This is a genomic window from Acidiplasma cupricumulans, assembly GCF_001402935.1.
In the GTDB taxonomy this organism is placed as follows: Archaea; Thermoplasmatota; Thermoplasmata; order Thermoplasmatales; family Thermoplasmataceae; genus Acidiplasma; species Acidiplasma aeolicum.
This window is the reverse complement of sequence record NZ_LKBH01000263.1, coordinates 1-11,452: the sequence shown is the minus strand read 5'-3', so window position 1 is coordinate 11,452 and position 11,452 is coordinate 1. Positions and strand designations below refer to the sequence as shown.

Here is an 11,452-nt window from a genome sequence, read left to right as displayed (position 1 = left end):
TAAGTGCCCTCTGTATAGCTATCCATATATTTTAACTGTTCATCTGTAAGCCTATCTATTTTTATATTAAGCACATCCAATTCTATTTCCGCAACCTGCCTGTCAATCTCCTCCGGCACAGGATAAACCCTGTTCTGAAGCTTTTCATGGTTTTTGGCAATATACTCTGCGGTAAGTGCCTGAAGTGAAAAGCTTAAATCCATGATTTCCACGGGATGACCCTGCCCTGATGCCAGATTAAGCAACCTGCCATCTGATATTACATTTACCGTATTTCCATTTTCAAGCCTGTACTCGGTGACCATGTTTCTTACCTGTGTTTTTCCAAGGCTTCTCCTGTTAAGGTCATCAACGGCTATTTCATTGTTAAAATGCCCAACATTGCCCAGTATTATGCCCTTTTTGGCGGCAAGCATATCATCGTATGATATTACATTCTTCATACCGGTGGCCGTAAAGGCAATATCAGCATTTCTTATTGCATGATTAATTGTATCAACGTTAAAGCCATCCATTACAGCCTCAATGGCCTTCACCGGGTCAACCTCTGTCACTGTAACATCGGCACCCATGCCCTTCAGCCTCATGGCAACACCCTTGCCAACCCAGCCGTAGCCTGCAACTATTACGTGCTTACCTGCAATTAATATATTTGTTGCATTCATAAAGCCGTCAAGTGCGCTCTGGCCTGAGCCATAACGGTTATCAAAAAGGTGCTTCATCTGTGCATCATTTACATCAAACATTGGGAATTTTAATGCACCAGCCCTCTCCATAGCCTTTAACCTAACAACACCGGTGGTTGTTTCCTCATTTCCTCCCATAAGGTTTTTAACAATTTCGGGTTTTGATGACACAAGGTTGGTAAGGTCCCCGCCATCATCGATAATAATATCAGGAATCTCATCTATGGTTTTCTCTATATTTTCATAGTATTCTTTCTCTGTTTCACCCTTTCTTGCAAAAACCTTCATATTATAATCATTCTTTAATGATTCAACAACAGAATCATCAGAACTCAGTGGATTGCAGGATGCAAGCCTGACATCGGCACCACCCTCCTTTAATAATAATGCAAATATGCCAGTTTTTGCCTCAACGTGAAGCGCCATCGCAATTTTAATTCCCTTCAGGGGTTTTTCTTTTAAAAATCTCTCCCTTATTTTTTGTGAAACACCCATATGATCGCGTGCCCACTTTAATCTAAGATATCCAGAATTTTCCATTGCCATCAGTCTAGTATGCCTTTGACATTTAAAAGTATTCCCATATCAACGGACATTATCTCAAAAATAATCTTCCTTTTTTTTAAATTAAAAAGATCGGTGCCGTTTAATACCATTCCAGGATTTATATAAATATAAAATTCATCAAACAGTTTTTTGTCAATGAACTGGTTAATAACATTTGATCCACCCTCCACAAGGATGCTCTTAATACCATAATTATAAAGTTCATCCAAAATATATTCTATGCTGGTGTTTTTTACAAATAATGTTGATGCATTATCTATTTTTTTGTTATATTTTGATACAATGATTGTTTTTATCCTGCCATCGAATACATGATAATTCCCTGAAAGCTTGAGATTTCCGTCAAGGACTATTCTGCATCTGGAATTATTTAATTCTGGATTGTCATTGATAACAGTGTTTGCACCGATAAGAACAGCATCGACCCTCCTTCGTATATCCATAACCCTTTGAAGGTCATTGTCACTGGATATTTTGCACCTTCCCGATGCAGATGATATTTTTCCATTAAGCGCCATGGCAACATTAATTATAATGTACGGTCTCATACACTGGTATTGTTTCATATTATAACAATTTTGAGGTATTACTATTTTTTAAGTAACTTATTATTAAGTAAATACTAAATTAATAAATAATATAAAATAATTATCAGAACAATGATTATTACGGGCAACATTTACCATAATGGAAGGATAATACCCGGAACATTAGACCTTGAAAATTTTCGCTTCCGTGAGGGTATTTCCAGTAATGGATTATATGGCACACTGATACCGGCACCTGTAAATTTTCACACCCATGTTGGTGATTCATTTATTAAGGAGGAACCAAGGGGGACCATACCGGAAATAGTTGGTCCGGGCGGGCTCAAGCACAGGCTTCTCGATAATGCAACAGATGATGAAATTATAAAATATATCTCGATGACAAATCTATTCATGGAGGGATCAGGCACCGTGGCATATGTTGATTTCCGTGAGCAGGGAATTCATGGCATAAATTTAATAAAAAGGTCTGTGGCAAATTATATAAGGCCTGTAATACTGGGAAGGCCATATAATAATGATAATATAGATGACATTATAAAAAATGCAGACGGCATAGCACTGAGTTCATTAAATGATATTGACTTTAATACTGCCATGGAATGTTCAAAAAAAGCACACAATGCGGGAAAAATTTTTGCAATGCATTTCAGTGAAAATGTTAATGAGGATATAAACAAAATATTAATGCTAAAACCTGATTTTCTTGTACATGGCATTGAGGCCTCGGACAGCGACCTTGATATGATAGGACATTTAAGAATACCCATTGTGATAACGCCAAGGTCAAACATATTTTATGGAAAAAGGCCGGATTACTCAAGATATTTGGCACGTGGTATTGATTTATTGCTGGGTACCGATAATGTTTTTGTTACAGAGCCGGATATGTTTTCAGAAATGGATTTTCTTTACAGATATCAGAGATTTTTCAATTATATTGAACCTGAAAAAATATTATCAATGGCTGTTGAAACACCAAGAAGATTTCTGTATAATCATAATATTAAAATTCCAGAAAGGTACATTTTCTTTGAGAATGAGCTGTTAAATGAATACGATATAATTACCAAGGCACATTATTATAAACCGGAAATATTACCCAATATTAAGTAACTACTAAAAAGTTAAATATGATTATGCCATAAGCAGATTATGATTTCCAGTGCGTTGCAGAGCCTTAGATCAGGCAAGCCAGTTTTAATATTCGATTCCAGCGATCGTGAGGGTGAAACAGATATAGTTGTTGCATCACAGTTTGTCACACCACAGATAATAAGAATGATGAGAAAAAACGGCGGCGGATTAATATGCACAACGATTAAATCATGCCACGCCAGAAAAATTGGGCTTCCGCTTTTGGAGGATTTATACTCCAGCAATCTTTCAATAGGAAATGCATTAACAGACACCAATGATATGAAGTATGATAAAAGCAGCACATTTTCAATCACAGTGAATTCAAGGGATACATTTACCGGAATACCGGACATTGATAGGGCAAAAACTGTAAATCATATTGCAGATTTTATTGGCAATATAAAAAATGAAAAACCAGAGGATTTTGCAAGAATCTTCAGGGCACCGGGCCATATTCACCTGCTGATAGCAACCGATGGTTATTTTAAAAATCGGAGGGGCCATACAGAGCTAAGCACATACCTTGTAGAGCAGGCCGGCCTAATACCAAGTGCAACCATAGTTGAAATGCTTTCTGACTCTGGATATTCAATGACATATGATGAAACAAAAAAATATGCAGACGAAAATTCACTTGATATAATAACAGGCGATGAAATTATAAAATACTGGGGTGAAAATCATTGAAGACCATAGGAATTGCAGATACAAATTTTGCCAGATATGACATGGCCTCATCTGCCATTGATGAGCTATATAAAACTGGCACGGGTTTTACAATAGAGAGATACACTGTTCCGGGCATAAAGGACCTTCCGGTTGCATGCAAAATACTCTTTGAGGACTATAAATGTGATATAGTAATGGCATTTGGAATGCCCGGGCCCATGCCTGTTGATAAAATGTCTGCACAGATTGCATCCACAGGCCTCATGGAGGTACAGCTGCAGGAAAAAAAGCACATTATAGAGGTTTTCGTCCATGAGGATGAGGCGGACTCCGATGATATGCTGGCATGGCTCTGCGATTCCAGGGCCAGGGAGCATGCATTAAATGCATACTATCTTATATTTGATAGGGAAAAATTAATTGAAAATGCGGGCATGGGACTCAGGCAGGGATTTCCTGATAAGGGTCCGGTCGGTGGTTCCATGGGAGGGCACAGACACTAGGTGATTTAAATGGATAAAATAAATATTGGAATAGTTGTTGCCGAATTTAATTATGATATAACAATGATGATGCTCCAGCGGGCAAGAGAATATGCAGAATTTCTTGGTGTAAATGTTTCAAGGGTATTCAGGGTTCCTGGCACATTTGACATGCCGCTTGCAATTAAAAAACTTTTGAAACTCGATGATGTTGATGGGGTTGTAACCCTGGGTGCGGTAATTAAGGGGGAAACAGATCATCACAGGGTAATCATGGACAATGCGGCAAGAAAAATCACGGATTTATCCCTTGAATTTGAAAAGCCCGTTGCACTTGGCATATCCGGATCTGGAGAATCAAGGCTTCAGGCAGAGGCCAGAATAGAAATGGCAAAGGATGCCGTTGAAAGCTGTGTTAAAATGATAAAATCATTAAGAGATCTAAAATAAAAATTAATTTTAAATTATTTTTTAATTTTACTTATAAAATATTCATGTATTCTCGGATCTCCAGTTAACTCTGGATGAAAAGTAAGTGCCATTATATCAAGGTTTTTATCTGTAACAAATACAGCCCTGTTATTTAATTCAGCTAATATATTTACATTTCCTGGAACCTCTATTTCAGGTGCCCTTATAAATACTGCATTAAATGCGCCCATTCCATTTATTTGAACCTCCTTAATAAATGAATCAACCTGCCTGCCGTATGCATTTCTTTTAATGGTTATATCAAGAAGTCCCATACCTGTTACGCGATCATCTCCTGTATCTTTAGATAATATAATTGCCCCCGCGCATGTTCCCATAACTGCAAGATCATTATTTAATGCCATTGATTTAATTTTATCGTATAAATTATTTTTAATAAGGAATTTATAAATTACAGTGCTCTCGCCACCGGGTATGATTAAACCATCAATATTTTCAAGGTCATTAACAGAATTCACCTTAACAGGTGATACATTATATTTTCTTTTAAGCGATTTTATCATGTCAAAATGTTCCTGAACATCGCCCTGAATATTTAATATACCTATATTCATGCCATGATAATTCCATACAAATATAAAATTTATTAGATTTTTAAAAATTTATGAATGAAAGATTTCAGGATTATTATACAAACCATATATATTATTTACATGAAAGAATACACAAAATTTAAATTAAAATTGAGAAATTTCTATATATGGTTATTTATATTAAAATCCGATAAACTGGTAAATTAACTTTTGCATTAATTTGAAAAAATTTAATAATGCTGAAAGCATAATATTAACTGTTGACTATGGATATAACCTATAAATTTGAATATGAAAGCTGCTTTGCGGCCCGCCTTGTTCAGGAATTGAATGTTGATGTAAAGCTTCTCAAAAAATATTACAGTGATGATCTCTTACAGGAAACAATTTTTGTATATTCAACAAATGAAGATAAATTAAAACTTGTTATTCCATACCTTAAGGATCATATGAATATATCAGATTATGATATAATATCCCAGAATGAACATTCTGTTGTTGTAAAGGTCACAACAAATTCGTGCCCACTCCTAACAATATTAAAAAAATTAGATACAGATAAGAAACCTTTGGTGGAAAAAATAGATTCAAACGGCATTATAGAATGGAATATAGAACTTGATGCATTATCTGATTTAAATTATATATCCGATGCATTAAAAACAAAATATAATGTTAAAAATGTATCCAGAAAGATAAATAAGATCAAAAAGCAGGATCCAAAATCTGAATACATACTCCATGAGGCATATGAGCTCGGTTATTTTGATACACCCAAAAGGATTGGGCTTGAGGAGCTTTCAGTTATATTACATATTCCACCAACAACACTGGATCTTATTTTAAGGGATTCTGTAAAAAAGGTATTAAAAAATAACTTTTCCAAGCAAACATACTAATAGTATATTTTTTTATATAATGCTGTAAACATTTGTTTTTCATATATAAACGTTAATATAAGCCATAGTAATACTTTATCATGAATGCCAGAAGGCCATACGTTGCAGGCGCATTTTATCCAGATGATAGGAATGAACTTTTAAAAATGCTTGATTTGTACATGTCCCAGGATTTTCCGCAAATAAAATTTAAAAAAATTATAGGTATAATAGTGCCCCATGCCGGTTATATTTACTCTGGATCAACAGCGGCATATGCCTATAATATCCTCAGGGGTATTGAAAAGCATGATTTTATTATTATTGGCCCAAACCATTACGGATATCCGAGGCACCCGTCAATATATCCCGATGGTTTCTGGGAAACACCACTGGGTGATGCAAAGGTGGATTCAGATCTATCAAAAGTATTAATTAAAAAATCAGGAATTATACAGGAGGATAGGGAGGCACATGATATAGAGCACTCAATCGAGGTTCAGATCCCATTTCTTCAGTACATATTTAACAATAATTTTGAATTCGCACCTATTATACTTGGAGACCAGAGCATGCATACAGCAAAGAGCATTGCAGAAACCATATATTCATTAAACAGAATACCGCCGGTTATAATCAGTTCCGATTTAAATCATTACCTAAGTTATGACGAAAATAACAGAAATGATGATATTATTATAAATGACATATTAAAATTGAATCTGACAAGGTATTATGATGATATAAATCAATATGATATAACAGCATGCGGTTTTGGTGCAATTGCAGTACTTATGTATATAACAAAACGCATGGGAGGAAAAATAAGGATTTTGCACCACAGCAACTCCGGCGATGCATTCGGGGATAAAAGGCGTGTGGTGGGCTACGGTGCATTTTTATCATATATTGAATAACATTATATATTAAATTAGCAATATTATAAATGTATGGAAGTTTCACTTTACAAAAATATTGATGATAAAATCATGTGCACAGCCTGCCTAAGGTACTGCAGATTATCAGATGGACAGACAGGCTACTGCGGTGTCAGGACAAATGTTAATGGTCATCTGAATTTAAGTGTGTATAATATGCCATACAGCTTTAACATTGATCCGATAGAGAAAAAACCGGTGCTGCACATGTATCCAGGTGCGGATATACTATCATTTGGCACAACAGGATGCAATTTCGGCTGCCTTTACTGCCAGAATTACGATATGAGCCAGAGAAGAAAGGCTGATGGCGTTTATTACACACCGGAGGATGTTGTTAACCTTGCCATGGAATATAACACTGATGGCATAGCATACACATACAATGAGCCCACCATATTTATGGAGTATGCCAGGGACATAGGATTAATTGCCAGAAGGCATGGATTAATCAACATTTTTGTTACAAACGGTTATGAAACAGATGAATCGATGAAAATGGCATCGGAATTTCTGGATGCCATGACTGTTGACTTTAAGGGCAATGGAAATAAATATTTTTATAATAAATACATCTCGGTTCCATCCGCCGAAGGAATTTTTAATACAATAAAAAATGCGGTTAATTATGGAATACATACAGAAATAACCGATTTAATAATTCCTGATATTGGCGATAGCCTTGATGATGCAAGAAAAATGCTGGAAAAAATTATGAACATTGCAGGGCCCTATATACCTGTAAGCTTTCTAAGGTACCATCCAGATTATAAGTTAAACATACCAGAAACGCCATTAAATACATTAATTGCACATCATGATCTGGCAGTGTCAATGGGCTTTAAATATGTTTACCTCGGCAATGTACATGAGGTGAATTATGAGAACACATACTGCCCGGTTTGCCATAGCCTGCTCATATCAAGAAGGGGCTTTTATTCACGGGTAACCGGCCTTGATTCAAATGGAAGGTGCAAAAATTGTGGATACATAACCGGAATAAAATTATTAAGAAACAAAAAATTAATTAAAGGATAATTTGCTTTTATAAGCATATGGCACATTTAATTCTATTATGTGCTTTTTTGATTTGAGCCTGTCCTTTATATATTCGTCAAGAAACTGCGGGCTTATGTAATAAACCATCAAAAAATCAATTCTTACCTCATTATCGTCCATGGATTCTATTTTATGGAACATATAATCACAGGATAAAGGTGCTATAAGATATCTTGATATTTCATGCCTTATCATTATGTATATCATTTCCGTGGACCCTCATCTATGGAATAAAACCTTTTGATCTTACCATTCTGATCTATTATATCCCTGTACTTTATTTTACCCTCCCAGATAAGCCTTGCAAGGTCTATGTGCAATGTGAAATAATCATCGAGGCTTATATTCATTGATTTAAGGATCTCATCTGCAGTATACTCCATATTTCTGTTTTTTGTTAAAAAGTTATAAATCTCTGATTTAAGGTCAAAGCCAGTATTTTTATTTTCCATATTATCACAATGAATTATTTTATGTGTATTTATACTTTATATTCTTTAATGATTCCTCAAGGTCAATAAAATTAATCCTGGTGTTTTTTATAACATCACCGGTAATTGTAACATATCTCTGATTTTTCCACATTTCAAATCTTGATTCACCCTCAAATTTTCTGTTAACAAACCATTTGGGAATATCGCCTTTAATTATCCCACGTATGCCCGTACCGCTTGGAGATTTTTCAAAATATGTGTCCCATTTTAATATATTCTGGGCCCATTCCATGATATTTTTATTATCTATGACATGGTCAAGGTCAAGACCGATGTAATCATTCGTTAATACGAATCCAATGCCAAAATGGTTTTTCCGTGCACTGTCCAAAACTGTATCAAAATCAGACCATGTGCCTTTATCGTCCACCGATGCAAATTTCCCATCGGGCTTAATCGGCGGCTTTGTGATCTTCCCCTTTATTTCTATAATCCTCCAGTTAACCCAGTGGTCAATGCTTTTTAATTCCTCCGGTATATTTTCAGGAAATATCCTTGTGTAATATTCCTTATTAATGTTTAATGCCACAATAATATATTTTTATGTATTTATTAAATCTTTAGTTTTAATTCTCAAAAATTTTATAGATTAAAATAATAATCATCAATGGATGATAATATAATAAAAAATGCATGGCTGCTTCCAATTTCTGAAAATGGAGTTTACAATATGCATTTTCTGGATAATTTATACCTGCAGAGAATTTATTCTGGAAAGTATGTATCAGAGAAATTAAGGTTTAAGCTTGAGGATAGATTTATAGAATCTTTAAATGATCCGGGTGCGATTTTGCCAACTGAAACAGAGGACAATTACCAGAATTTCATGAAAAATCTTAATGAATTGATATCGGGTGCCAGCAATGCACCTCTTAGTAATAATTATGATATGCATATAGATTATAATAATATAAAATCTGTGGAATTTTATTCAGGTGATGATCAGAATCTTGGTTATATAAATATCACATGTGATAATTCATACAAATTCCTTTTAATGCACGAGAATATTAATAGGCATGCCGGCCTTGATGGCGAAAGCGCAAAAAATATTATTAATATATTAGAATCGAAAATAAAAAATGGGATAAAAATAATAAACAAACAGTAATATTTTTCTTTTTAAATATAATAATATATCATGGATTTTTCTGTTGATAATGATAAAATATTATTTAAAGACGAATATTCATTTGCATTTCTCGATATAAGGCCTGTTTTTAAGGGCCACGTGCTTCTCGTGCCATTAAATTTTTATAAAAATATCTTTGAAATTCCACCAGATGTTCTCTCGATAATATCCAAAAATGTAAAGCTTATATCAACAGCGGTAAAAAATGCAATTAAATGCGATGGCATTTTAATTATAAACAACAATATTGTGAGCCAGAGTGTTGATAGGTTCCATATTCATATTATACCTAGAAATCGTGGTGATGGCCTCCGTGGATTTATGTGGCCCAGGCAGAAATATCAAAATGATGATGAATATAATTATTATATGAATATAATTAAAATCGAAATAAAAAATGCCTTAAAAAATCCCTAAATTTATTTTTAAAAAATTATATTTGCTGATCAAAGGAAGTGGTGCTTTTTCTCCTTTTGATTGCCAAATTGATCTGGCTGCGGCTCATAAAAATCAATTCTGCCACACTGGGGGCACCGGTAAAGTGTAAAGGTCTGAGTGGTCTCTGCAAGGTCATTCCAGCCACCGAGAAACATTCCCCCTATACCTGTAAATCCACCAACCCTAAAATTCATATTCCCTATCTCATCCATATCAACCTTACAATTAGGACAGCTTTTTGATGACATATTAATTAATTTTATATTATTATTTAAATTTTTGTTCGCATTGCATTAAAGATACTCATAAGGAAAAATATAAAAAATTTTAGTTGCAAAATATAAAGTGTTAATCCAATACTTAGAGATAAATTTAATATGAAAATTTTAATAATAAGCCAATGGATTTTTCTGATGAATACCGAAAAATCCTCTGGTGGCTTCTAATAGCCACAAGGGGTGGCGAAAAAAGAATAGAAATCATAAAAATTTTGAGGAAAAATCCAGAGAACCTCTATAAATTAAGCGAGGACCTTAATGTAAATTATAGAACTGCAGAGCACCATGTAAAGGTTTTGCTTAATAATAACATAATAAAAAGGATGGGAAATGGCTATGGCTCTGTTTATTTTTTATCAGATTACTATGATAAACATTTTGATATAATAGAGGAAATAATTAAAAATTATAAATAATTGGCATATAATTTGCATATAACTTTGAAATAAAGGTATATATAGATATTTTATAAATTTAATGATAACCATGAACTGGAAGGTAATTGGTGTAATATTTATAGTCCTAACCGTGATTTTTGCAGGCGTTTTGATAGCCGTAATGTACACGGATGGTGCAACAATAGCACATGATAACAAGGAGATTAAGAATTTATCAACAACAGAGGTTGATAGCATGGCAATGAACCACTGGAATCAGATAGCAATTGAAAACCAGTCATTAATAATGAAGCAGTATGCAAGCAATGCAACATTATACTGGATTGGAGGCCCATTAAATGGTGTATACCATGGATATTCAAGCATTAACACAACATGGGGCAAATTCTTTGGAATGTGGAGTGCAGTTTGGTTCTATGCGTCAACCAATACTACAAATAATCCGGTAATTACCGTGCATGGAAATTATGTAAATGTAACCTCCAATTTCCTGCAGTTTGTATTATTAAACAACACAGGTGTGCCATTCTACATAAATACAACATACTCGCTGGAATATGAAAACATGAGCCCGCATTCAACAACACCCCACTTTGAAATAATAAGCGAAACGTTTAAAATAATAGGAAAGGGTGGATTAAAAGAAATTGAATGAAAAATTTTATTATCTATTTTTTTATTTTATAAGAATAATATAATTTATGGTGAACAAAATCGGAA

At 34.2% G+C, this 11,452-nt stretch carries 18 protein-coding genes; 11 read left to right on the top strand and 7 right to left on the bottom strand.

The genetic code is table 11. The features are described 5' to 3' along the window. The coding region (locus tag AOG55_RS07055; protein WP_055041085.1) for an adenosylhomocysteinase at window positions 1–1,226 on the bottom strand (1,226 nt) is incomplete at its 3' end. A 5-nt stretch (window positions 1,227–1,231) separates the two neighbouring features. Further along, entirely contained in the window at window positions 1,232–1,801 is a 570-nt protein-coding gene (locus tag AOG55_RS07050) for a RibD family protein (RefSeq protein ID WP_054964068.1), read from the bottom strand. A 111-nt stretch (window positions 1,802–1,912) separates the two neighbouring features. Between AOG55_RS07050 and AOG55_RS07045 the strand changes: the two genes are divergently transcribed. From AOG55_RS07045 to ribH, 4 genes are read left to right on the top strand one after another with little or no spacing between them, the layout of a single operon-like run. Continuing rightward, window positions 1,913–2,917 carry an amidohydrolase family protein gene (locus AOG55_RS07045; RefSeq protein ID WP_055041084.1) on the top strand — a complete coding sequence of 335 codons (1,005 nt, stop codon included), beginning with the start codon at window positions 1,913–1,915 and terminating at the stop codon, window positions 2,915–2,917. Window positions 2,918–2,956: 39 nt separating this feature from the next. After that, entirely contained in the window at window positions 2,957–3,628 is a 672-nt protein-coding gene (gene ribB, locus AOG55_RS07040; protein WP_055041083.1) for a 3,4-dihydroxy-2-butanone-4-phosphate synthase, read from the top strand. After that, the gene (gene ribC, locus AOG55_RS07035; protein WP_048102485.1) at window positions 3,625–4,113 is read left to right on the top strand and encodes a riboflavin synthase; all 489 of its coding nucleotides are present in this window, start codon (window positions 3,625–3,627) and stop codon (window positions 4,111–4,113) included. Before ribB ends, ribC begins: the two co-directional genes overlap by 4 nt. A gap of 9 nt (window positions 4,114–4,122) precedes the next feature. Next, entirely contained in the window at window positions 4,123–4,542 is a 420-nt protein-coding gene (ribH, locus tag AOG55_RS07030) for a 6,7-dimethyl-8-ribityllumazine synthase (protein ID WP_048102486.1), read from the top strand. 14 nt (window positions 4,543–4,556) lie between these two features. On the opposite strand, the gene pdxT is transcribed toward ribH, so the two are convergent. Then, a complete protein-coding gene (pdxT, locus tag AOG55_RS07025; RefSeq protein WP_055041082.1) occupies window positions 4,557–5,138 on the bottom strand; it encodes a pyridoxal 5'-phosphate synthase glutaminase subunit PdxT in 582 nt (193 codons plus the stop codon). 245 nt (window positions 5,139–5,383) lie between these two features. Here pdxT and AOG55_RS07020 point away from each other — a divergent pair, with 245 nt between their 5' ends. The 3 genes from AOG55_RS07020 (at window position 5,384) to amrS (ending at window position 7,971) form a co-directional block, all read left to right on the top strand. Further along, window positions 5,384–6,016, top strand: coding sequence for a helix-turn-helix domain-containing protein (locus AOG55_RS07020; RefSeq protein ID WP_048102488.1), 633 nt, complete (start codon window positions 5,384–5,386; stop codon window positions 6,014–6,016). A gap of 80 nt (window positions 6,017–6,096) precedes the next feature. Next, window positions 6,097–6,912 (top strand): MEMO1 family protein, encoded by an 816-nt coding sequence (locus tag AOG55_RS07015; protein WP_084779424.1) that lies wholly within the window; start codon window positions 6,097–6,099, stop codon window positions 6,910–6,912. 33 nt (window positions 6,913–6,945) lie between these two features. After that, window positions 6,946–7,971 carry an AmmeMemoRadiSam system radical SAM enzyme gene (amrS, locus tag AOG55_RS07010; protein WP_048102490.1) on the top strand — a complete coding sequence of 342 codons (1,026 nt, stop codon included), beginning with the start codon at window positions 6,946–6,948 and terminating at the stop codon, window positions 7,969–7,971. Here the strand turns inward: amrS and AOG55_RS07005 are convergent. From AOG55_RS07005 to AOG55_RS06995, 3 genes are read right to left on the bottom strand one after another with little or no spacing between them, the layout of a single operon-like run. Continuing rightward, a complete protein-coding gene (locus AOG55_RS07005; RefSeq protein ID WP_048102492.1) occupies window positions 7,957–8,199 on the bottom strand; it encodes a hypothetical protein in 243 nt (80 codons plus the stop codon). The genes amrS and AOG55_RS07005 overlap by 15 nt on opposite strands. Then, complete coding sequence (locus AOG55_RS07000; protein ID WP_048102493.1) at window positions 8,196–8,444, bottom strand: hypothetical protein; 249 nt, start codon at window positions 8,442–8,444, stop codon at window positions 8,196–8,198. Before AOG55_RS07000 ends, AOG55_RS07005 begins: the two co-directional genes overlap by 4 nt. Window positions 8,445–8,463: 19 nt before the next feature. After that, window positions 8,464–9,015, bottom strand: a complete 552-nt coding sequence (locus AOG55_RS06995; RefSeq protein ID WP_048102494.1) for a hypothetical protein — start codon at window positions 9,013–9,015, stop codon at window positions 8,464–8,466. Window positions 9,016–9,093: 78 nt separating this feature from the next. On the opposite strand from AOG55_RS06995, the gene AOG55_RS06990 reads away from it, so the two are divergent. Next, window positions 9,094–9,597 (top strand): hypothetical protein, encoded by a 504-nt coding sequence (locus tag AOG55_RS06990; RefSeq protein ID WP_048102496.1) that lies wholly within the window; start codon window positions 9,094–9,096, stop codon window positions 9,595–9,597. Window positions 9,598–9,627: 30 nt separating this feature from the next. Next, window positions 9,628–10,035 (top strand): HIT family protein, encoded by a 408-nt coding sequence (locus AOG55_RS06985; protein WP_048102497.1) that lies wholly within the window; start codon window positions 9,628–9,630, stop codon window positions 10,033–10,035. A 29-nt stretch (window positions 10,036–10,064) separates the two neighbouring features. On the opposite strand, the gene AOG55_RS06980 is transcribed toward AOG55_RS06985, so the two are convergent. After that, the gene (locus AOG55_RS06980) at window positions 10,065–10,304 is read right to left on the bottom strand and encodes a nucleotide-binding protein (protein WP_048102499.1); all 240 of its coding nucleotides are present in this window, start codon (window positions 10,302–10,304) and stop codon (window positions 10,065–10,067) included. A 152-nt stretch (window positions 10,305–10,456) separates the two neighbouring features. On the opposite strand from AOG55_RS06980, the gene AOG55_RS06975 reads away from it, so the two are divergent. Together AOG55_RS06975 and AOG55_RS06970 are read left to right on the top strand one after the other, a co-directional pair. After that, complete coding sequence (locus tag AOG55_RS06975; protein WP_048102500.1) at window positions 10,457–10,750, top strand: winged helix-turn-helix domain-containing protein; 294 nt, start codon at window positions 10,457–10,459, stop codon at window positions 10,748–10,750. Between the two features lie 70 nt (window positions 10,751–10,820). Continuing rightward, window positions 10,821–11,387 (top strand): hypothetical protein, encoded by a 567-nt coding sequence (locus tag AOG55_RS06970; RefSeq protein ID WP_156318796.1) that lies wholly within the window; start codon window positions 10,821–10,823, stop codon window positions 11,385–11,387. Window positions 11,388–11,452 lie beyond the last annotated feature (65 nt).